15 protein-coding genes are annotated in these 23,106 nt (G+C 40.5%); 4 read left to right on the top strand and 11 right to left on the bottom strand.

Annotation, left to right across the window (positions count from 1 at the left end; all coding sequences use genetic code 11):
• Positions 1–44: 44 nt before the first annotated feature.
• The 6 genes from DW640_RS15510 to DW640_RS15485 form a co-directional block, all read right to left on the bottom strand.
• Positions 45–1,235 (bottom strand): BT_3987 domain-containing protein, encoded by a 1,191-nt coding sequence (locus DW640_RS15510; RefSeq protein ID WP_008762691.1) that lies wholly within the window; start codon positions 1,233–1,235, stop codon positions 45–47.
• A gap of 30 nt (positions 1,236–1,265) precedes the next feature.
• Positions 1,266–2,369 (bottom strand): glycoside hydrolase family 18, encoded by a 1,104-nt coding sequence (locus DW640_RS15505; RefSeq protein WP_008762690.1) that lies wholly within the window; start codon positions 2,367–2,369, stop codon positions 1,266–1,268.
• Positions 2,370–2,392: 23 nt separating this feature from the next.
• The gene (locus DW640_RS15500; protein WP_117578643.1) at positions 2,393–3,958 is read right to left on the bottom strand and encodes a SusD/RagB family nutrient-binding outer membrane lipoprotein; all 1,566 of its coding nucleotides are present in this window, start codon (positions 3,956–3,958) and stop codon (positions 2,393–2,395) included.
• Positions 3,959–3,971: 13 nt separating this feature from the next.
• Positions 3,972–7,226, bottom strand: a complete 3,255-nt coding sequence (locus DW640_RS15495; RefSeq protein ID WP_199610396.1) for a SusC/RagA family TonB-linked outer membrane protein — start codon at positions 7,224–7,226, stop codon at positions 3,972–3,974.
• A gap of 258 nt (positions 7,227–7,484) precedes the next feature.
• Positions 7,485–8,453 carry a FecR family protein gene (locus tag DW640_RS15490; protein ID WP_008762687.1) on the bottom strand — a complete coding sequence of 323 codons (969 nt, stop codon included), beginning with the start codon at positions 8,451–8,453 and terminating at the stop codon, positions 7,485–7,487.
• 154 nt (positions 8,454–8,607) lie between these two features.
• Entirely contained in the window at positions 8,608–9,150 is a 543-nt protein-coding gene (locus DW640_RS15485) for an RNA polymerase sigma-70 factor (protein ID WP_008762686.1), read from the bottom strand.
• 324 nt (positions 9,151–9,474) lie between these two features.
• Between DW640_RS15485 and DW640_RS15480 the strand changes: the two genes are divergently transcribed.
• Positions 9,475–9,675, top strand: coding sequence for a DUF2007-related protein (locus DW640_RS15480; protein WP_008762685.1), 201 nt, complete (start codon positions 9,475–9,477; stop codon positions 9,673–9,675).
• Between the two features lie 121 nt (positions 9,676–9,796).
• On the opposite strand, the gene DW640_RS15475 is transcribed toward DW640_RS15480, so the two are convergent.
• On the bottom strand, positions 9,797–10,210 hold the full coding sequence (locus tag DW640_RS15475) for a hypothetical protein (RefSeq protein ID WP_008762684.1): 414 nt from the start codon (positions 10,208–10,210) through the stop codon (positions 9,797–9,799).
• A 1,342-nt stretch (positions 10,211–11,552) separates the two neighbouring features.
• On the opposite strand from DW640_RS15475, the gene DW640_RS15470 reads away from it, so the two are divergent.
• The gene (locus tag DW640_RS15470; protein ID WP_061473586.1) at positions 11,553–12,677 is read left to right on the top strand and encodes a PCMD domain-containing protein; all 1,125 of its coding nucleotides are present in this window, start codon (positions 11,553–11,555) and stop codon (positions 12,675–12,677) included.
• Positions 12,678–12,689: 12 nt separating this feature from the next.
• Positions 12,690–13,475 carry a porin family protein gene (locus tag DW640_RS15465; RefSeq protein ID WP_011108954.1) on the top strand — a complete coding sequence of 262 codons (786 nt, stop codon included), beginning with the start codon at positions 12,690–12,692 and terminating at the stop codon, positions 13,473–13,475.
• A gap of 120 nt (positions 13,476–13,595) precedes the next feature.
• Here DW640_RS15465 and DW640_RS15460 read toward each other — a convergent pair whose 3' ends face one another.
• From DW640_RS15460 to DW640_RS15445, 4 genes are all read right to left on the bottom strand, one after another.
• Positions 13,596–15,110 (bottom strand): PCMD domain-containing protein, encoded by a 1,515-nt coding sequence (locus DW640_RS15460; RefSeq protein ID WP_008762680.1) that lies wholly within the window; start codon positions 15,108–15,110, stop codon positions 13,596–13,598.
• 282 nt (positions 15,111–15,392) lie between these two features.
• The gene (locus DW640_RS15455; RefSeq protein ID WP_008762679.1) at positions 15,393–16,910 is read right to left on the bottom strand and encodes a PCMD domain-containing protein; all 1,518 of its coding nucleotides are present in this window, start codon (positions 16,908–16,910) and stop codon (positions 15,393–15,395) included.
• A gap of 667 nt (positions 16,911–17,577) precedes the next feature.
• Positions 17,578–19,386 (bottom strand): hypothetical protein, encoded by a 1,809-nt coding sequence (locus tag DW640_RS15450; protein WP_117578639.1) that lies wholly within the window; start codon positions 19,384–19,386, stop codon positions 17,578–17,580.
• Between the two features lie 12 nt (positions 19,387–19,398).
• Positions 19,399–21,288 (bottom strand): fibrobacter succinogenes major paralogous domain-containing protein, encoded by a 1,890-nt coding sequence (locus tag DW640_RS15445; protein WP_008762676.1) that lies wholly within the window; start codon positions 21,286–21,288, stop codon positions 19,399–19,401.
• A 217-nt stretch (positions 21,289–21,505) separates the two neighbouring features.
• Here DW640_RS15445 and DW640_RS15440 point away from each other — a divergent pair, with 217 nt between their 5' ends.
• Positions 21,506–23,020: an SLC13 family permease gene (locus DW640_RS15440; RefSeq protein ID WP_008762675.1), complete on the top strand. Its 1,515-nt coding sequence runs from the start codon at positions 21,506–21,508 to the stop codon at positions 23,018–23,020.
• Positions 23,021–23,106: the final 86 nt, after the last annotated feature.

Below are 23,106 nucleotides of genomic sequence, written 5' to 3'. Positions count from 1 at the left end.
AGTATCGGATTCTCTAATCAATTGATAAAGCTCCAACCATCCGCTTAATCATTAGGATGATAGAAATTGTATTGTTCACTCCATGCAGGAATTCCGGTAAGCGTTATATCATTACCGTTCGGGCTATTATCCTTCAATACATTTCCTTTTCCTTCATCACACTTCCAATACCCAATCAAACCATCCGAATCTCCGGATATCTGGCGTGACATTCCTTCCTGAATAGCGTTCTCTGTCAGGCATTTGCTCCAAAGACGAATCTGAGCTAATTCTACCTGCATATTCCAGCCGAAACTCTGTGCTAAAGAAATATTATTGAATGTAAAGTCTCTTGAATCGGCTTTACTATTATTCAATGTACCATCTTTATAGAGGGAAATAGTAGATCCGTCATAAGTATAAGCAATGTGATACCATATATCCGGATACCAAAATTCCTCACTATCAAAATAGTTTCCATCCAACTGACACTGCAAACATGGCGCAATCTTTTTTGCTCCATCCGCCCAATAACGCAATAAAACGCCATTGAAAGAAATAGGAGCCGAATTGTCTGCGAAAATTAATCGTCTGAAAGCAATATTGGCAGGACCCACCCAATCTCCTGTCGGTCTGCCCGTTGTATTATCGAACTTGATCCAATACTCTATAGTCCACTGAGTAACAGGTATTTCGTTTTTAAAGTTCAGACTGGTTTTATTTGCTGATTTCAAAACCACCGCTTTCTGTTTATTAGGGGAAGTAAGCAGATAAAGAATATGGTTTGCGTTACCAACAAGTCCTATCGGTCCGGCTACGGAAGTGATCCGTACCGGAATCGCATAAGCCTCGTTATTGGGGGTGGTAAACGGCTTTATAGTAAGATTAATGACTGGTGCAGACACTTCACCTGCGGGAATCGTAACTGTGCGTTCAAAACTTCTGAATTCTTCCGGCAAAAGTTCGTAAGACGCTTCATGCTGTTGATTATACTCATCAATGAGTTGCTGATCAATATCCAGTGTTACAGTTACATCTTGATCAATAGCACGAACCAAACGGACGGTCAATGTTTTTATCACATCTCCCTCGTCCACCAATTGTGCCTCTATCTGCTGACTAAACGTATTAGAAGGAGCCGCTTCCGCAATATATACTCCATTATCGATAGTTGACAGTTTTGCATCGTTGCATCCGGTGACAACAGCCAAAGCTGCCCCCAGCACAACATATCTTGAAAATTTAATCATCTTCATAATTATCCTTTTTTAGTTATGTTCTTGCAATTAATGATTAGCGGGATTCAGAACCTGAATAACCTCACGCATAAAGAAATAGTCATTCACCGGACGACAAAGATTAAAACGGTAGGCACCCACTCCGCCAATGCGGGCATCTACTCCCGGACGATAGTACATCGCCATTCCCTTCAATGAATAAGTCACAATACCATCACGAGTTGTAAATTCCGGTCCGCCATCCCCTTTATGCTTTTCAAAGTCCTCACACCAAACTGTTTTACTAAGAATCGTAGCTTCATCCTCTATCGAACCGAATTTATTTAATAATCTGTCAAAACGACCATCCAAAGCATCACTATATCCCTCATCCGACCTACAGTAATAGGCTTGAACCACATAATAATCTAATAAAGGGCCCGACTCCTTGTTCAGTGTCTGCGGTTCTCCGTCGACCATCAATATACGTCCAGTTCCCGATTTCGGTCCGAATTCTTTCGATAATTCATCCAAAAAAATATGCATACGGTCCGAATTTCCACTCAGATTTCCGGAATAGCCAAAATTCGGTTCAAAGTCGATATCGAATCCATCATAGTTATACTTATTGATTGAATCAATAATCACCCGCGCATATTTACGGATAGCTTTTTCTTGTCCTTCTTCCGAAGTGTCACCATAATTGCCATACCACCCCCAATAAGCAGCCATCGCTTCATCCTTAGAGTTGTACTGTACGCCATCCACGATGAAATCATTCTCAACAGAAGCAGGCGTATGACTTCTGCCTATATCTGTGATATGCTGACAATACAAAACTCTGAGACCTTTCTTCTCTCTCACTTCCTTAAGGTCACTTTTTTGTGCTTCAGTCAGGTTGAAAGCCCCTCCCCAAAGAGAGACGATATCCATTGAATCGGGAATACCTCTCAACTGGTTGTTCATATTCGTTCCGGTTCCGGTCCATTCACTGTACCAGCCAAAAACAATCGGATGATCGGATTTCTTATATTCTCTCAGTGCCTTATAATAGTCTTCACCATTGATATTCACCGGTTCGGTGAACTTCGGTTCCATTTCAGTCCAGTCGCTGCACTGTATAAACATCAGTGCACCCATTACTCCAAATATGATATATAATAATTTCTTCATATTGTCATTCCTAATTTAAGCTATTAATAAGTACCATTTTCTTTCATTGCCCACCAAAGATCAGTTCCATTAGAATCTTTTCCATTGCTAAGCATACTGACGGCCGCTTCCACATTCGCCTTATTGTTATTGTATTCACTTCGTGTAAAATGAAGACGGCGTTGTCCGCGCCCCGTATTACAATCGGCATTCATAGATTCAGTTGCCGGGAAGATTCTGGGATAGCCTGTCCGACGGAAATCTGCCCATCCGTTCATCGGGTCGGGATAACAGGCAATCCATTTCTGGGTAAGTACCCTCTCCAGTTTCTTCGCGTCATCAGCTCCATCCTCCCACTTGATCGTGATGGACGACTGGTTCGTATAATTGTTTCCGGTATGTCCGGCAATTAAATTATCCACATAATTTCCCGGTACAGATGTAGCGTCAGCCAAATAATCATCGGCACCCGATACTCCAAATTCCTCAAAAGACAATCGGACTCCCTTCTCATAGAAAGTCTTGGCATCTCCACCCATATTCCAGCCTTTCAGTGCTCCTTCCGCACGCAGGAAAGCAGCTTCGGCAGCGTACATCACCGGTTGTGGCAATGTTTTGTCGGTAGCGATAAAGAGTTTGCTATAGTTGGCGTATACCGTAGGTTCGGGTATTTCTGCCGAGCCCGAACGGACACCTACATACCCACCGGCAGCAGTCTGAGTCTGCGGAGTAAAATAAGCAGGACGGCGAGGATCGTTATATCCGTTCATGTACGACACAAGGCAGGCATTGGCTCTTACTTCGGGCCATCCGCTGACAATAGCATATCCGTTTTCATTGATTCCGCCATTAGTCGTATCATAAGAACTGTCGCCCACACTTTCCATCACACCTCCAAGTACAGCTTCCTGCGCCTTGGTCTGAGCATATTCCGGTTCTACTCCCGAGATGCGGATAGCCATCCGAAGTTTCAGCGTATTGGCAAACTTCAGCCACTTCGAACAGTCACCTTTATAGAACTGGTCTACCACAGCCAAATCCTGATTTACGCCGAACGTTGCCGCCGACTTCAGAATGGTAATCGCATTATCCAGATCGTCAAACATGGCATGCCATACAGTCTGCTCATTATCATAAGGGGCTTCCGTTTCGCCGGCCTTCATCTGTGTGTAAGGAATGGGACCTTGCAAAGATGCGAGCAGCTGCATACCATAAACACGGGTTAACTGAGCCATGGCATAAATGACACCTTTCTTTTCCGTAGAGTTCTCGACCAGAAAGAAAGAAGGATAGATATAGCCGTAGAGTCTTCCCCATGAGCTGTCATTGTGCCCTTCGGACGCATTATAATAAGCAAAGACATTCTTTCCAAAGCTCCAGTTAGCTGTCGCAGTCACTTGACCGCTAAAGCTGGCCCACATACAGTTAATCTCCTGACAAGCATTCTGTTGCGGACAAGCATACACGTTAAACATCGTAGACAGTAAGTTACTTGCCGGTACTTTTGAAGGCTGATAAGGGTTGGTATTAAAATCGTCAAAATTAGTAGTACACCCCGCCATCATACATACGACTGCGCTTGCTCCGATATATTTTATTATCTTGTTCATACCTATTTATTATTTAAAACTGAAATTTAACATTGAATCCGAAATTTCTTGTACTCGGAAGCATATAGGCATCAAATCCCTGATAGAAGTTAGATGCAGCAGAAGTGGTCAGTTCCGGATCGAAAGGAGCCTTGCAATAAATCATCCATAAATTCTTTCCTACCAGCCCAACAGTCATTCCGACCTTATTGTCAAACCATTTTTTAGGCAATGTATAGCTAAGTGAAAGTTCGCCGAGTCGTACATTGGTAGCGCTATACGTGTAGTAAGCCGCAGTTCCCTGAATGGTCTGATAGTAAGTCTGTGCAGAGACTTTGCTCTGATTAATCTGCACGCCTCCTGCGTCACGTACGTCCGCGCTGACTTTGGAAACACCGGCAGCGTCAAGTACGGACTGCGTCTCGCTGATAACAATACCTCCGAAACGTCCGGTGAAAGTCATGCCGAGATTAACTCCCTTATAACCGAATCCTAAACTCCAGCCCATATTCATCTTAGGCAGAATAGAACCTAAGTAGGTTTCTTTGTTCTCCATAGCCAGTCCGACACCTTCTTCATTGAGAATGTAGCCATTCAAGTCACGTTTGAGCAAACGTTGTCCGTATACGTCTCCCATTGATCCTCCGACACGCAAAATCAGACGGGCATCCGTATGTCCATAAGTAAGCGGAGACAGTTCCGGCATCTGGATAGGCTGTCCGGTGGCATAGTTGTACACACCGTCGGCCAAACGTTTTACCCGGTTCTTATTCCATGTCAATGTATAGTTCGTATTGAAAGAGAAATCTTTCCACTGCTTGTTATAACCCAATGACATTTCCAGACCTTCGTTCATGATGTTTCCACTTTGGATAGGAATATTAGAATATCCCGAAGAAAGCGACAAGTCCGCATAGAATGTCTGATTATAAGTATTGGAACGATAATAGGTCAAGTTAAGACTGATGTCATTGAGGATACGTGCGTCCAAACCTACTTCCCATGACTTGGTACGTTCCGGTTTCAGTTTCGTGTTCGGATAAGAAGAGGTACTGGTCCAGCTCTGTGTCTGTTCATCGTAAGGGTAAGTAACGGTAGTCATGAAGCGGCCGTAAGAGTTACCTACCTCAGTGTACGAACCGCGAACTTTCAGGTATGTCAGCCAATCAGGAGCATTAAACATACTCGTCAGAATGGCGGAAAGTCCTATTGACGGGTAGAAGAAAGACTTGTAATCGGAGAAAGCCAGTCTTGAATCCCAGTCGTTACGTCCGGTAGCAGTCAGATAGATCATCGATTTCCAACCAATTTCCGCATTGGCAAAGATAGCGCGTGTCTGATCATGCCAGCCGGACTGTTTTGCTTTCCATGCTTTATTGAAATCGATATTGTGGACGGCAAAGAAATTGATAAGTTTCAATCCGCCTTCATATCCGATCATTTCATAACGACTGTCACTCAGTGACACACCAAGGTTGACATTGACCGACCAGTCGTTAAAACTCTTATTCAGTGTAGCAATCGCATCCGCATACGTGTTCTTTGATTGTGTAGAGGTGTCACTGTACGTTCCACGGTCACCCGACACCAGTGTGCCGGTAGAAGCGTATGCCTTATAAGTACTACGATTATCATAATTATCTATTTTCACACGTCCTACCACATCCAGCCAGTCGAACAACTGATATTTGAGGGAAGCGTTGATCATATAACGGGTCTTCTTATTCTCCCGCAACTGGCGATTCTGTATCCAGTAGGGGTTGGCAAGACCACTTGAAGTACCGCCGTAAGGCCAGTATTGCTCCATCAGGTCCATACCGGAATTATAACGTTCGAACATACGTACATCATCGAAATTCTCACTACGAGGGAAACGGTAAAGTCCCGGCAGAGGATTATAGTAATAACCCTGCGACATCATATTCTTGTCATTCTGAAGAATATAACTGGCACCGGCATCGAGTGTCATCTTGTCTTTCAGGAAACTGGTCGTGTTACGGACAGTGAAATTATAGCGGTTGTATCCACTGTTGGGCAATATATTGGTGGTGTTGGTAGTAGAAGCCGACAAATACGCCTGATTCTTCTTGTTACCGGTTGACAAAGCAAATGAGTTAATGACATTCGCTCCGGTCTGGAAGAAGTCACGCGGATCGTAGTCACTGTTTACAATCGGTCCCCAGCTATCCAGGCTGTTGGGCAGGTTACCATATTTGCTCTGCATCTCAGGCATCATTGACACCTTCGAGAAAGTAGTATTATTGGAGACCGTGACAGAAGTCTTGTCCGCAGACCCCTTCTTGGTGGTTATCAGCACAACACCGGCAGCGGCAGCATTACCATACAGAGCTGCGGCAGAAGGTCCGGTCAGCATAGAGATAGATTCGATGTCTTCCGGGTTAATGTCGGCAGCGCCATCCGTACCCGACTGGTCATAGATACCACCGCCACCTCCATTCATCATGTTATACATCGGTACACCGTCGATCACATAAAGCGCCAGATTGGAAGAAGTGATAGATTTGACACCACGCATCACGACACGCGAAGCACCTCCCGTGGTATTGGACGAATTAATATTAACACCGGCCACCTTACCATTCAGAGAAGAGATGAAGTTCGCATCTTTCACAGTAGTCAGTTCATCACCGCTCAGCTGCTGCACGTTGTATGACAATGCCTTCTCCGAGCGTTTGATACCCAATGCCGTCACTACCACCTCATTCAGTTCCTGCGTCGCATCCTCTAGCACCACATTGGCAACATTTCCTTTTACGGGTACTTCTTTTGACTGATAACCTACATAGGAAAATACAAGAACAGGATTCGCCGATGAAGTGGAAAGCTTATAGTTTCCATCCATATCGGTGATGGTTCCCTCACCGGAACTCTTCTCCCGGATAGAGACACCAATCAACGGCTCTCCATTCTTATCTTTTACCGTGCCGGCAATAAGTCTTTCTTTTCTCTGTTGTGCAACGTCTTTTTCTTTTGCAGCCAGTACTATTTTATTATCCAAAACTTTATATTCGATGCCCACACCTTTAAAAACTTGCTCCAGAACCTGGAATATATTCTTATTAGACACTGACACCGACACCTTGCGTTTCAAATCAAGATTCTTACTGTTTACAAAAAAGCCGAATCCGGACTCAAGTTCGATTTTGTGAAGTACTTCCTCTATGGTACAATCGTTTGCCTTCAATGTGATGGAAGTCTTTTGCGCATATCCATCGGACGCATATGCCAGTCCGAATGAGCAGACAATGAGTATAAATAGTAACTTCATAGTTAGTGATATTTTCCTTGAAGACCGCCTAAGAAGGTTTAATCCTCCAAGAAATTGGACGATACAATAATTTTGCATAAATTTGTAACGAGTTTAATTAAAAAACTAGTAGTTATACTTGTCGGGAAACAAGTAGATTCACGATTACTGGGCTCAATACGGGAAGATACGACCAATATCATCCCGTATCTTTTTTAGTTTCAAGGGTCTTTGTTTTTCATGGCAATAAGCTTTTTTGAAATAAGGTTATTAATAACACTAAATAAAAATTTCTATCTTCATCTTCTCTTTACTTCCTTGTACACTGTTCAGATAACGCCAGCGTATTTTCGAAGAAGCTTCTATATAATTCAGTATCTGCTCCAGGCTCCTGCTCGTGAATGTCCCGGAGAACAGGTCATCATCGGGCACATTGCGTCGAACGATAAATTCCACATCATATCTGTCTGCCAAAATCTCCAGAGCATCCTGCAAAGATGTCTGCTTAAAGACGATAATACCATCCTTCCATGCCAGTTCTCCCTCACCGGAAGTAGTATAGAGCTCCGTTTTTCCACTCTGCGAATAATAGATCAGCTTCTGACCGGGTGCCATAGTAATGTACTGAGGCTTCTGTGCGGTATTATTAAATTCGAAATGCACTTTCCCTTCTATCAGAGTGGTAGTAATCTCTTCGGAATCCCTATACGCCTTTACATTGAACTTTGTGCCCAACACTTTAATCGCAGACTGATGGGCTGTGGAAACAATGAACTGTTTCTCCGGGTCTTTCTGAACTTCGAAATAGGCCTCCCCGTCCAGTTCCACTTTACGGGTACGGGAAGCGAACTGACTGGGAAAAGTCAGCGTACTTTTTCCGTTTACCCATACCATTGTTCCGTCAGCAAGCGTCACTTGCGTACGTTGTCCGGCAGGCACATATACGGTCTGCATTTCTACATTTTCCTTTTGCAGAGTTTGTATCAGTATATAACTTAATCCGAAAGCCAAAACAAATATAGCCGCAATCCGCATCGCCTTCATCGTAAAAGTGCGTAGTGAAAGCAGCTTGTCACGCCCCGTTTTCAACTCATCCGCATCCTGCCAAACAAGTGCATCATAACTTTTGCGGAGTGACATAAATTCTTTGAGATTAGCGGCATCGGCATCAATCCATGCTGCAACTTCTTCTTTCTCCCTTTGAGAGGCTTTTCCGGATATATATTTTAAAAGTAAATTCTGATTCATATTATAAGTTGAGTTACTTTATAAGTAATAAACAGGAGTATATTTGCTCCCCCTTTCATATAGAATACCACTCACTAAAAATAATCCCTAGTGAGAAATACAACTTTTTTTGCTGTTATTAAAAAAAGAGGAGAAAAAGATATTTTCAAGATCATCAAATAAAAAATATCAGGAAAGGAGCATACTCTTTCAGATTATCACGCAGCAGCTTCACAGCTTTGCTTATATGATACTCCACTCCTTTGACACTGATACCCAATTCTTCAGCTATTTCTTTATGAGATTTTCCATCCAGACGATCGGATATAAATGCAATGCGCGTCTTTTCCGGCATACCAGCCAACAATGTTTTCACCTTTGAGCGTAATTCTTCGGACATAACTTCCTTCGGATCACAGGCTTCCAAGGTTGAAATACGGATTTCCAATTCCCGTTGTCCCTTATCTGTCAGGTTTTGGTAGACGTTCTCCTGAACCTGCAAATGTTTCAGGTAATTGAGTGACTTGCTACGTATATAAGTGATTAATACAGCTTCGATACTCGGAATTTCCTGTTTTTTACTTAATTCCCACAAATAAATGATTGCTTCCGATACAATATCTTCAGCTACCAAATCATTATGGACGTATGATAAGGTAAACAGGAATGCTCTCCTATAATAGGTAGTATATATCGAATTAAAATTAATTGCAGTCATTTCGATCTATATTAATGGCGCTTATGCGTATAGTTTAAGTATATCCAAAGGTCTTTAATGATTGCAAAGAAATATATTTTAATTGAATAAAAGAACTTTTTGAAGAGAAAATGGGACATAAGCCGGTAAATCATCAGAAGGCTGACGACTAGCATATAGCTTTCACTCCTTTCTCTCCACTTTTTTCCAATGCTAAAAACTGACCAATTTATGCTAAAATCAGATCATTGCATCATTTCTATACTATTATGACTCAAAATTGCTCTAATCTATAAATCCAACTTCCTATATTTGCAGCCATAACAATTAAAACACAAAAAGAATATGATTACAAGTAGAAAGGTTTCTCAGGTCAATGTTTTTGCTGGTAGTCCCTGGGAAGTAGCCAGCGTAAAGAGTTTATTGAAAGCAGCGTATATCGAGGCATCAATGAAAGACAATGGATTGAACAGTATACTCATTTCTGTTCCATGCGAATATTATACAGCAGCAATGCGTGTGATTAATAAAAGAAAAGTTTCATAGGTTTTAGGTTAAACATATAAGATTAAAGCCGGGTACGATGGGAGATCGCACTCGGCTTTTCAGTCTTTGTATGATTCTTTTAAAACGAAGTAACCTTTAGATTGGTTGACTTTCTGTTTGTTTAATCTTCAGTTTGCTCAATTTCTACTTTTTCATTCTTTAGCTTTTCAAGAGCGGCAATCTGCATATTACAGAAAAGGTGTATGTGATGAATCAAGTTAGTATTCTGTGACAAGTAAACGACAGAGTCCATAAGTTGGGCAGACAGTTGGTAGGCTTTCCGATTATTTGTATTTTCGTCCGGACGACGCATATAAAGGGCAAAACTTCGGTATAAGATAGGAATAAAGCGTTCCCACGGAAGTTCTAAGCTAAGCAACAAATGGTTCATATTCTCCAGCATACGTTGAAGAGACTCAAGGTCCGGCTTATCAGATTGCTTGCCATACACCTCTGCCCATAGACGGGCTTCTTCTTCAAAAAAAATTTCATTGGGACTTTCTTTCGCGTTAGTCAAAGCGTTTTCAGTATCCATAAGATAAAAGTTTAATAAAGGGGCAAAAAAGAACGGTTTCGCCTTTCCCGTTGACTAACACATCTTAGGACGCTGGAGGTACATTACATACTCCCCACGGGGGTACGAAACCGCCTATGAGGAAAGCTACAAGCAAAAAATGCCTGCAACTTATCAAAAGCAGGATTCCCTGCGTCCCATTATAAAATGTTAGTCACTGCAAAGATACTATTTTTCAAATATAAGTATGGAATATCTGTAGATTTATTAATCAGAATTTCCACAATAGCCTCCATAGTAATTTGACAGCAGTTTTGCTCTCATGCCCTAACAAACTGTCTGTATCCCTTTATTCATCGTAGTTTTCGGTGTGGTAGCAACTGTGGTGGCAGGTATGAGAGCAAACGGTTGCTCTCACTCTGTTTCGTCCTGACTAGTATCGTTTCTACATTGCTATCTTTTGATTTACAGGATGTTAATATCTGACATCTCAGCTATTAATGACTGATACCCCATACATTATTAGCCAATAAATGATTCAATGCTTCTCCTAAAAGAACTGGTCAATTGAAATAACTAACATGGTCGAGTCAATCCAAACATACGGTCAAAGTGAATCCAATCGACAGATGTTTCAGAAAGTTTCAAACGCTTGAACTAATGATTCCAAGCTGTTGGAACTAAAGTTTCAAGCCTTTGGAACTATGGTTTCAAGCCTTTGGAACTATGGTTTCTCTTCGCTGAAACTATAGTTTCAAGACGAGGAAACTAATTTAGTTGTCTTATCCTAAATTGACATTGGAACTACAGGAATAAAATGAAGATACTACAAAGGTTAGAGATTGGATTTAGAAAAGTGAGGGCAAGCATTTGCTCTCATACCTGCTACCACAGTTGCTACCACACCGAAAACCACGATGAATAAAGGGATACAGACAGTTTGTTAGAGCATGAGAGCAAAAGTGATGCTAAATTACTATTGAGCAATCCTTGATAATTCTCTGCACAACAAAAGTGCAGAAATATGCATAATACTGCACTTTTGTTGTGCAATTATCGCATCATTGCAGATAAATGCACTTCAGCTATGGATTGCTTATACGAAAACTTCAACAAGTTATTTAAAGAGTACGAGCACGAATATAGCACCCATTCGATCTATCCCACTTTGGTATTTTGGAATGAATTATTAGTAAACTAAGCAAAAGCCTTTTTCATCTTTTAGTCCACACTATTTTTATAAAAGGCACTAATTTTATTGAATTACCTCACTAACAGAGCGCTAGATTTCAAAAAGAAACTTAACTTTGCACCCGAGTTTTATATAAAGAGACTGAATTAGTAACTAAAAAGATTAAACCGCATGAAAATTAAGACTTTAATAGCCTGTTTCATACTAGCTTGTGCTGCAACTTCCTGCATACAGGATGAAGCACTGAACTCAGAAGCAGCCATTGATGCTTGTACAGGGGATGATGTACAATTAGCAAACATCAATGCTGACTCAAAGCTGATTAATGTATATGTAAACAAGGGAGCTGACTTGTCCAAACAAAAGTTAGAATTTGTAATTCCGGAAGGAGCCACTATAAAAATAAATGATCAAGCTGCTGGAGATACAGAAGCCACATATGACTTTAGTGAAGAGCCACATTCCCGGAAATTCACTGTCACATCAGAAGACGGTCAATGGAAACCTGTTTATACCGTCAAGGTCGTTTTAGCAGAATTACCTACTTCTTTCAACTTTGAAAAGTTATTACCTTCCAATGACTACGATATCTTTTATGAATTCCAGCCGGGCACTTCACAAGAAATATCTAAAGTATTACAATGGTCAAGTGGTAATCCGGGTTTTAAATTGACAGGTATGGCAAACTCCAAAACAGATTACCCGACTGTACAGATAGCCAATGGTTTCAGAGGTAAAGGAGTTAAACTGGAAACTCGTGATACCGGTAGTTTTGGAGCATCCGTAAAAATGTATATTGCTGCCGGCAACTTATTTATCGGAACATTTGAAGTAGGAAATGCGTTGGCAAATCCTAGAAAAGCCACTAATTTCGGTTTCCAGTTCGATAAACGCCCTAAAACGCTCAAAGGACATTATAAATTTAAAGCAGGAGATGTATATTCCGCAGAAGGAAAGCCACAAGAGGGTGTAAGAGACAAATGTGATATTTATGCTGTTATGTATGAAGCTGAGAATAATTCTGTCATGCTTAATGGTGATGATGTATTTACTTCAGATAAGTTAGTATCATTAGCGCGAATTAAACCGGAAGATGTTGTTGAATCAGATCAATGGACTGATTTTGAAATTCCTTTCGAACCGGTAAAAGGACGAGTTATTGATGATACCAAATTAAAGAATGGAGAATACAAATTAGGTATTGTGTTTTCGTCCAGTGTAGACGGTGCTTATTTTAAAGGGGCAGTGGGCAGTACACTATATGTCGATGAAGTAGAACTTATTTGCGAAGACTAAAAAAACAAGAAAATGAAAAGATATAAATTACTCAATATTATAGCTGTACTACTATTAGTAAGTACACTTTCAGCGCAGGCGCAAGAAGAAAGAAATCAAGGTATCATCTGGTCGTATTTACACGGATGGGAATATGGAATCAAGGCGGGTTTCAGTATTGGAGGAACTTCTCCATTGCCTCTACCTGAAGAAATTCGTAAAATAGATAGCTATGCCCCTGGTGGCCTCGCCATTTCAATTGAAGGAAACGCAACTAAATGGTTTGACACGAAATGGGGAATGACTGTAGGGGTACGACTTGAAAACAAGAATATGACCACAGAAGCTACAGTAAAGAACTATGGAATGAAGATTATCAACACCAACGGCGGAGAGTTACAAGGCTTATGGACCGGTGGCGTAAAGACTAAAGTCAAAAACTCTTATCTGACTATCCCAGTAGTTGCCAACTATAAAGTAAGCAAACGTTGGAAAGTCTCAGCAGGTCCGTATGTATCTTATCTTATTGAAAGAAATTTCTCCGGACATGTATATGAAGGTCACTTGCGTACTCCGGATCAGACAGGTTCGCGAGTAGATTTTACTGGTGAAAGCATTGCTACTTATGATTTCTCTGACAATCTGCGTAAATTCCAATGGGGATTGCAACTAGGCGGTGAGTGGAGAGCATTCAAACATTTAAATGTGTATGCTGATTTAACATGGGGCTTGAACGATATCTTCAAAAAGGATTTTGATACCATCTCATTCGCTATGTATCCTATTTATTTGAATATAGGATTCGGATATGCGTTCTAGAGAAAACACTACAATTTATTTAAATAAAAACAACTAAAAAAGCCGTTAATTTTAATTGCATTAATGTATACAATTGGAATTAACGGCTTTTTCTGTTATATATTTCTTATACTCAACACACTATTGAGGTGTTACCGTAAAACTATCAATAAATAAGGTACTACCAGGAGCGCCCATAAAGTAGTCTCCTTCAGCACTTGAGGAACACACAATAGCTAAATAATATTTTTTAGTTGCATCATAACTTTTCCCTTCCAATAATTTAAATGGGATAGAGAACTTAGTCCAATCACTCTTCGCTGTTCCATCTTCCAAAACGGCCTTCATTACAATACGTTTAGAGCTTCCAATATATAGATCAGGATCATTGTAGTCTCCATTCAACGGAATGTTGTTATTCTCTTCATCCAAAAGTTCTTCATACAAAACTGCATATATTGAACATTCATCTGTTTTATCAGCTACGACTTCATTTTTATTATTATAATATGTTGTCCCTGGAGTATATTTATAATAGCCAGTAAAAGTAGCAGGTTCCCCAACAAAAGGAACACCAAACTTTGTACTATTCAAAGTATTATTCATATCAGTTTTAAAGATACCTGTAAATAATGAGCCTGCTGTTACATAAGGTACCAACCCTCCTAATAATGCATTAAAATCCATACCATTTAAAAACATGTAAGTATAAACTGTTTGCAATTTAGCTGCTTTACCACTTTGTCCTTCTACAGGAGAAACTGTATATGAGAACAGCTCTGGAAGATTTGAACCAAACATCTCGTTAATTGTCATAATTCCCGGATTACTAGTACCATAAAGTCCTTTAGGAACATCATATTGTTCTGTAGAACCCGATGTAGATGATTTGATAGTCTCCCATTCATCGAATCCAAAATCTCTTATTTGACCTGATACAGAAACTGTATATTTAGTAGTTACAATTCCATCTTCGGAAGTCACTGTGTATATTACAGGAGATGAAAAATCTTGTTCTACTCCAGAAGCAGGAGTTATTGTTGCTTTATCAGAAATAACAATAGTAGGCGCAAACGTCAAGTTCTCCAATCCATCTGGAATAATAAAACTAATATTATTCCCATCTATTTTCCCCTCTACATTCGCATCTCCTATCTTAACTACAAAGCTCTGGATCGCAGCCTCTGAACTTTGATCTGCAGACAGTTTTGTTCCTGCAAAATCAACCTTCACATTCAAAGTTCCGCCAGCAACAACAGCTATATTCATTGCCAGTTTATCACCTTCAATAGTTCCATTCACTGTTACAGCACATTCACCAACTAATAATGTAATATTCTGACTACCTGCAAAAGTATAACTATTACCATTTTTTTGTACAGAAATCTGTTCTACTGCAATAGTACCAAGATTCAATGTCTGAAAACTAAAGTTTCTCAGCTCCATCTTAATTTGGTTTTCACCAGTCTTAGAAATATATACTTTTTGTGTTATATCATTAACTTCAATAACTCCAGCTGCATCAACATCTAACTTACCCCAATAAACTCCATCAATTTCACCATCCCGAATAGTTTCTGGGTCGTCATCACTACAAGCCGTAAAAAGGCTGACTGAACAAATAAGCATAAACAAATACAACAAACTCTTTTTCATAATTCTGTTATTTAATTAATAATCTATTTGATCGCAAAATCGGGTACAAAGTAACATATTTATATTAGTTATCACAAGGTCTATTCTTTGTATTTTATGATCTGATTTTAAGATTACATTACCCAAAACACTGTTATTATAGAGTTTTTAAGGTTCATATTTACACTACATCTAACAAAAGAGCATTAAATAAGGGGAGATTAAAATCCCCCCTTTTTATTCAAAAATACTATAGTTTTCAAAGTTATATTTCTAACTAATTGATTCAATCTAACCTCCTCATCATTCTCCAATAACCTCTAACTCATCGATAATTAAAGTACTATTTACAGCTCCTTTAAAAGCTGCACCATCTTTACTTGAGGAACATACAATTGCCAGTTTATATGATTTAGACATATCATAAGATTTTCCGTCCAAATTATTGAATGGCAACTCAAAAGTAGTCCACTCAGCTTTTGCTCCACCATCTTCCAATACAGCTACAGCTACACGATACTCCGAAGATGCAATATCATGCCCAGTAAGTATTACCTCTTTGCCTTCACTATCCACAGCTTCATACAAAACAGCCATTATAGAGCACTCATCCACAATTTCCAGATGCTCCAGAACATTCTTTTTATCAGAACCATCTACATAGTTATCACCAGGAGTATATTTATAAATACCTTTAAATATCAAAGGCTTTTTTGCATATGGAATACCAAATTTAGTAGAATTTAACTGATCTGATGCATCGGTCTTAAAACTACCAGTAAATAAAGAGCCCGAAGTTATCGCAGGAGCCAATCCAAAACCAGCTCCTTTTGTATATAAAGTTATCAACTTGGCAGAGGAGCCACTATAACCATCTTTATCTTCTACCACAGGAAAACCACCTTTAAAACCTAAAGTAGCTAAAAGCCCTGCTCCTTCATTGGAAGTGCTCAATTGATCCACTGGAGCCGGATTCCAATATTCATTTTTCAAACCTTCATGTTGAACAACCCAAGTATCAAATGAATACTTTAAAAAATTCTGACTACCCGCTATTGAAGCTACATATTTTTTAGTCGTTCCATCTTCTGCTATAACTGTATAGGTAACAGTTTTACCAGCGGAAAAATCCTGTGGGACACCACTTTTGGGAGCCACTGTAGCTTTTTCTGATATTTCAATAATCGGAGTCAATGATTTCAAATCATCATCAGTAGCTTCGTCATTCACTTTAAACAAGATTGTACCCTTTTCTTCATCAATAACCGGCGCTACTGTCACAACCTCATTATCAATAGTAAAACTAGTAATTTTAGCCTCTGATTTTTCACTTCCCGATAGTTTAGCACCTTTATAATTGACTTTAACTTTCATTCCGCCTTCTACATCTACATCAATAACCATATCTACAGCATCCTTACCAATTGTCCCCGAAACGGATGTATTGCACACACCCACCACAAGACTTAACTTCTGATTGCCTGAGAACTTATATGTATCACCACTTTTTGTCAGAGCACAATTATCCACTGTTATATCACCAATAAGAAGTTCAGTACCCGCCACGGTAATAGTAAAGTTTCTCAATTCTAATTTAACGGCAGTATCTGAAGCCTTTGAAATATAAACCTTCTGAACCATATCAGAAGCAATAGGAGTAGATACTCCCACATAATATACATCCATCGTTCCCTTATATGCACCTGCAAGTTCACTATCAACAGGATATTTCACATCATCATCATCACTACAACTCACAAATAAACTTATGGAACAAATAAGCATGAACAAATACAACAATCTTTTCTTCATAATCTTCATAGTTAAATATTAAATATTTCTTATCACATAAAATTATGCAAAGTTAATTATTAAAAAGCACTACCGCAAGTGCTATTTTTGGTATTATATGTTCCATTTTTAATATATTCTCAATATTTACTCTAAAAACAAGTATTTATAGGTCGTGATTCTATATCCTATAAATCCCACATCCATCAACGACAGTCAAATAAAACTTTCCCCAATTTAATATCCGCTCAACAGCCTCCCCCTTACGAATGACAGAAGTGAATTTACAACATTATAATTATTGCATATTTATTAAAAAAGCCGTATCTTTACAGTCTTAGTCATAATTGAAAGTTTGTCAAAGTACAAAGTTAGACATGTTTAATATTGAATTTATTACAAATGTCGTTTCGTTGTGATGGCGGAACCATTTGAAATTACTACTGATTTAATATCATTTTACTCAGAATATTCACTCGTGACGATGCGATATTCTTTCTTAATCTATAAATATATATATTTGCAAATGTTGACAGCCCATAATGGGCAGTTAGCGCCGTTTGTATGCGTGATGTCTTACGTGTTTAAATTTAGTATTGCTTATATACATGTTTATAATGATGAAAAAAGCCCTGGACCGTGATGGTTCGGGGCTTTTCTTGTACTTGCAATAAGCAAGAAGGAAAAAGATTTCAGATTACATCGGCAACTGTGCTATTATCTCTTTCGAACATACCGGCAATTTGCCATTCTTTCCCATATCCACAAAAACCGTTGCACACAACACCGTCCATTGGTCACCATATGTCATCGTACTGCTATGGCTATACCCAAGGCAATGCCCGTATTCATGAAACATGGCCTGACGGGGATAATTATGCGGATGGGCATCCGGAGGAGTCGCATCAAAATAAACACCGGTATAACAATAATTAGCCAAGCCGTACGTATTGCCTCCACCTAATCCGCCGACACCGGCAACACAACCCAGCACAAGCCCGCCATGATTACGGATTCTTAGACGCAACGCATCCAGATTGATCGGATTTCCTCCATTGTCTTTCAACAAACCTTCGTATTTGTTCATTTCCATATTAAACTCTTCGGAAGAGAACATGAAAGCCATATTGACAGCCAACGCCACTCCGTGACGGCACAATAACGGATTCATATGACGCCAATACGCATGACCATTGTCAGCCGAATAAGAAGAAAAACGTATAAACCAGCGACTGTCTATCTGTTCTATTTTCTTCATAAACGGATCTTCTGTACGAATAACAAGCGTCACATCGTCATTGGAAAGTCCGGGCTGTGCAGGCACCACTATCTTCCGTCCACTACTTGTAGTGAATGTCCGTTCCGAATCTACAACCGGCAAGGGGAATGACGCTTCCATAAACGGATAAATCTGTTCAAAATGTGCCAGTTCGAAGAACTCCATGCTAAATTTATTAAAGCGGCACATAATCTTCACATCCTGAATACCTACAGGAGAAAAGAACTTGACAAGCAACTGATGTTCGTCTGAAATGGAAACCTGCAACGGAGCATTCGCATAAAAAGAACGACGGCGACTGTCATAAAAGACCTCACGTGGCTCACTGGCCAAAAACATCGTATCCGCGCGAAACCGAAAGAAGTCCTCCTTACGAACATAAAGTGAACCATCCTGATTTTCCGGATGCAGATAATCAATACTAATATGAGACACACGGCCTGCCTCAATCTTACAATCCGTGAAACGGTATTTACGGACAAACTGAGTTCCGTCACTGCGATCGGACTCAATCGTCACAAATCCGGATAATGCTTTTGTGCCGGGCAATGAGTAAAACGAGTATTTCCCGGTAATGTCATAAGATTCTATCTTTTTGGTTCCGGAATATTTCCCGTCTGCACCAAGAGCGGCATATATTCCTTCGGCATCGTCGAAAGTTACATCGATTTTACGAATGAATCTCCACATATAATCGGACGATACATTCAAATCGATATCCACTCGCCCTACAGAACGCTCCAAGACCACTGTATGCGACACCGAAGCCTGATCTCTGCCGATATGCAATTCTATTTTTTTATAAAAGTAAACCGCATCTAACGGCGCATTTTCCGCATGATTTATCAACCAGTCATCGGACAGTTTTTCGGGTTCTTTGACAGCCTCATCTTCTTCCTCGCTCGTAGTAGCCAAAAAAACGACTGTATAATCCCCCATACTCAATCCTTCGATAGTCAATTTTGAGAAGTTTTCTTCCAGCTTCTGATATAAGGGCTTAATAATCTCTCCACGTTCATTGGCAATAGCATACCACATACGAGTGATCTGCTCCGGTTTGCTTCCGCGTGTCTGCACCACGGACGCATCGTCTTGCTGCAACCCAAACAAAAACGACACTTGTCCGGAATGGGAAGGAACAATGCCGGTCTCCTGTTCAAAATCGCCCGAACAGTTGGCAAGCAATAATGCGCCCAGTAATATCATTATGATTCTTAGCATCTTCATAAACAGCCTCCTCTATTTCTTTACACAACGTACGGATGCAAATGCTTCCATCTGTAACCGCTGTTTCTTAATAACGGCTGTCTCGGCTCCTTCGAACGGCAACCAGTAAGCCCATGCATAACCGCCCGGAAGACCGTTACGTTCGTTTGTCCACAACACAGCTCTTTTCCCGAAAGCCGGATTATTGGATGATGACTTATCTCCCTTCGAGCCAGCCAAAGGAATAATAAGGCTGCGACCGGTGTCTTCCGAAGTAAACTTCACATAATGCTGTGTTCCCGTCACACCACTGGACGGAGTTATCAGTGTTCCTTCTCCGATGTGAAGTGTAGCGGCAATTGTTTCTCCATTTCCTGCCTTATATCTACCCGGAATCTCTTGGTCTGCAGGAAGCAGAGACTGCCATTCGTTACCAGTCGGTATCCGGTATCCTTCAGGGCAAGGCATATGTGTATCATTTACCCAAGGTGCATCAGCTGTCTGGTTACCTAAATTGTTGGAAGGATTATACCCCTGCCAAGGCACGTACATATATAAACGTCCAAACTGGAACAGACCACCCACCGTGTTAATCCAACTTTTATGATACATATCTTCGACCGTAGCCCCGTCCAACGGATAAATCTGATCTTCCAGATCGCGGCTACGCGCATTAAATGCCATCCATACATTTCCTGCGATTTCCACAGTTTCAATCTGTTTGTCACTCGGAGCCACACGTATCTCCACGTAATCATATGTTCCACTCAACAAGGCATTTTTCAAATGCACCAAAACCGTATAGCCCAGGCGACCGCTGCCTTGCGCTGCAACCGATACATTAAATGACGACACGATACCTTCCGCCTCTTCCGACACGGACATATTGCCTACACTTGTTCCGCTACCGGCACCTTCTGTAGAAGAAATATCGATACGAGTGTCTGTAACGAACGCCAGTGTCATGTCATCAGCACCTGTAGCAGGCACTTCCAGTATATTATTCTCATAGTCTACCTTCACCCCTTCCGGAATCCTGGATTTCGACGCATTAAGCAAAAGACGTTGGTTCGTATCAGGCTTTCCGACAATAGTTTCCCCTTCTTCCCACGGTTTGATCTCAAAAACGCCTGTCACTTCAGCTCCCACATTGAGCACTGCCAATTCATATACTTTATTGCGTTCGACAACTGGTAATTCGACTTTTAACCTGATAGGGACTTCACCATAGGTTCCACGCAAGATGATATTGACAGGACGTGTGCTCTCGAACAGACGGAATACCCCCTCTTGCTTGCCATCGAATGCAGAAGAGAACTCCTTCCGATAGCTCACCGTTTTATCCGACGCCCGGACATTTTCGAGGAATGGTAAAGTCTCGGCAGGAGCATTCTCTACGATGACTTCCTTTATCTGCGTTTTGCTGTCGGCTGTTGTGTTCAAATCAATGCGCGCCACACCGCGTTTCATAATTACATTGACCTCCGCATTGCTGCGTGTCACTACTCCGCTCTCCAATTCGACTACAGCCGCCATGAAATCCGGCGCAGAATTATCATGCAATCCTTCACCGATAATCGTATTACGAAATTCTTCTTCACTTTTAGCTTTCTCTCCAGCAGGAATCTCCAGTCCGGTCAGAAAATAAAGTCGAGATCCGCTGACCGCAGAAATCTCCGACTGTCCGCCTTGCCCGGGAGTCAGCTGTTCCTCTTTATATAAATTCCCGTCACTAAACTGGAAAACCGATACATCTTTGAGCTCTTCAGAAGATTCTTCTCCTGCTACCGTAATTCCTTTTAATACCACTGAATAAGTTTGTTGATGGCCTTTTCCCCCGGTTGGTTCATCGTTCGAGCAGGCGCCTGAAAGTAATGTTCCTATTATAATAGGAACGATGGTTTTTCTGCAAGAATAATTCATGTTTTTTTGATTAAAATAATACTGAATATTGGAAACTTTATAAATGCATTTTCCAAAAGCGGCGGCAAAAATACTACTTTTTTCAATACAGCAAGTCATCTGCATAAAATTTTAATAAATATGTTGAATAAAAGAAATCTTTAACGTCAGACTAACTAAATACAAAATAAAAAGTTATTTTTGCAAACGTTTTTTAATTTTATCTCATTCTAATATTATGTACAAGATTTTTCACGGCTTCCACCTAGTAGAAGCTTATCAGGACTTAAAGAAAGCTAAACGGTTAGCAAAGAATCAGACAGTGGCCCGATGTATAAAGTTAACCATAGCTATTACCCTCTCTCTTATTTTATGGTTCCTTCCCATTGATACTTTTGGAATAGAAGGGTTGACCGTTATAGAACAAAGACTTATTTCCATTTTCATTTTCGCCACACTCATGTGGGTGTTCGAAGCTGTCCCGGCATGGACCACTTCCGTTCTTATTGTTGTACTATTATTACTTACCGTTTCCGACAGTAGTTTATGGTTCTTAACCCAAAATACTCCTGCGGAGGAATTGGGACAGACAGTCAAATATAAGTCTATTCTGCATTGCTTTGCCGATCCTATCATCATGCTGTTTATAGGTGGATTTATTCTTGCCATCGCAGCAACCAAAAGTGGACTGGATGTATTGTTGGCACGAGTTATGCTGAGACCTTTCGGAACACAATCACGATATGTGCTATTGGGATTCATCCTCGTTACAGCTGTCTTTTCCATGTTTCTTAGCAATACGGCTACGGCGGCCATGATGCTTACCTTCCTTACTCCCGTATTAAAAGCACTCCCGGCAGATGGAAAAGGGAAAATCGGATTGGCTATGGCCATTCCCGTTGCTGCCAATGTAGGTGGTATGGGAACTCCTATCGGTACACCACCTAACGCCATTGCTTTAAAGTATTTGAATGATCCGGAAGGATTAAATCTGAATATCGGTTTTGGAGAATGGATGAGCTTTATGTTGCCTTACACTATTATTGTACTGTTTATAGCCTGGTTTATTCTCTTACGACTGTTTCCATTCAAACAAAAGAGCATCGAACTGCAAATTGAAGGTGAAGCAAAGAAAGACTGGCGCTCCATTGTGGTTTATATCACCTTTGCTATAACGGTTCTATTGTGGATGTTCGACAAATTTACAGGAGTAAACTCCAATGTAGTGGCAATGATTCCGGTAGCTGTTTTTTGTATAACAGGCGTTATTACCAAACGTGACCTGGAAGAGATCAGCTGGAGTGTACTCTGGATGGTAGCCGGCGGCTTCGCATTGGGCGTAGCCTTGCAAGAGACCGGACTGGCAAAGCATATGATCGAAGCCATCCCATTCAGCACATGGCCCCCTGTACTGATGATTGTCGGTTCCGGACTGATTTGCTATGCTATGGCCAACTTTATTTCACACACAGCCACTGCAGCATTACTCGTCCCTATTCTCGCCATTGCCGGAATCAGCATGCGTGAAAACCTGTCATCGTTGGGAGGTGTAGAGACTTTATTAATTGGAGTCGCCATCGGATCATCGCTGGCAATGATATTACCAATTAGTACACCACCTAATGCCCTGGCACATGCCACAGGAATGATTCAGCAAAAAGATATGGAAAAGGTAGGTATCATTATGGGAATTATAGGACTTATCTTGGGATATACAATGCTGATCATACTCGGCTCCAACAAGTTATTATAAATAATCTATTAAAAAAAGAAGATGTCAAAAGCAGGATGATACATTTATCTTGCTTTTGACATCTTCTTCTTTTTCGAATTTAGCGT

Origin of the sequence: Bacteroides sp. AM23-12 (assembly GCF_003434395.1) — a bacterium.
Lineage (GTDB): Bacteria > Bacteroidota > Bacteroidia > Bacteroidales > Bacteroidaceae > Bacteroides > Bacteroides thetaiotaomicron.
This window is presented reverse-complemented; position numbering and strand designations above follow the sequence as displayed.

Coding starts and splice junctions, on each gene's coding strand:
- DW640_RS15485 (WP_008762686.1), bottom strand. CDS start 9,150: ATGACTGCAATTAATTTTAATTCGATATATACTACCTATTATAGGAGA.
- DW640_RS15440 (WP_008762675.1), top strand. CDS start 21,506: ATGTACAAGATTTTTCACGGCTTCCACCTAGTAGAAGCTTATCAGGAC.
- DW640_RS15460 (WP_008762680.1), bottom strand. CDS start 15,110: ATGAAAAAGAGTTTGTTGTATTTGTTTATGCTTATTTGTTCAGTCAGC.
- DW640_RS15495 (WP_199610396.1), bottom strand. CDS start 7,226: ATGAAGTTACTATTTATACTCATTGTCTGCTCATTCGGACTGGCATAT.
- DW640_RS15445 (WP_008762676.1), bottom strand. CDS start 21,288: ATGAATTATTCTTGCAGAAAAACCATCGTTCCTATTATAATAGGAACA.
- DW640_RS15490 (WP_008762687.1), bottom strand. CDS start 8,453: ATGAATCAGAATTTACTTTTAAAATATATATCCGGAAAAGCCTCTCAA.
- DW640_RS15455 (WP_008762679.1), bottom strand. CDS start 16,910: ATGAAGATTATGAAGAAAAGATTGTTGTATTTGTTCATGCTTATTTGT.
- DW640_RS15470 (WP_061473586.1), top strand. CDS start 11,553: ATGAAAATTAAGACTTTAATAGCCTGTTTCATACTAGCTTGTGCTGCA.
- DW640_RS15475 (WP_008762684.1), bottom strand. CDS start 10,210: ATGGATACTGAAAACGCTTTGACTAACGCGAAAGAAAGTCCCAATGAA.
- DW640_RS15465 (WP_011108954.1), top strand. CDS start 12,690: ATGAAAAGATATAAATTACTCAATATTATAGCTGTACTACTATTAGTA.
- DW640_RS15510 (WP_008762691.1), bottom strand. CDS start 1,235: ATGAAGATGATTAAATTTTCAAGATATGTTGTGCTGGGGGCAGCTTTG.
- DW640_RS15480 (WP_008762685.1), top strand. CDS start 9,475: ATGATTACAAGTAGAAAGGTTTCTCAGGTCAATGTTTTTGCTGGTAGT.
- DW640_RS15450 (WP_117578639.1), bottom strand. CDS start 19,386: ATGAAGATGCTAAGAATCATAATGATATTACTGGGCGCATTATTGCTT.
- DW640_RS15505 (WP_008762690.1), bottom strand. CDS start 2,369: ATGAAGAAATTATTATATATCATATTTGGAGTAATGGGTGCACTGATG.
- DW640_RS15500 (WP_117578643.1), bottom strand. CDS start 3,958: ATGAACAAGATAATAAAATATATCGGAGCAAGCGCAGTCGTATGTATG.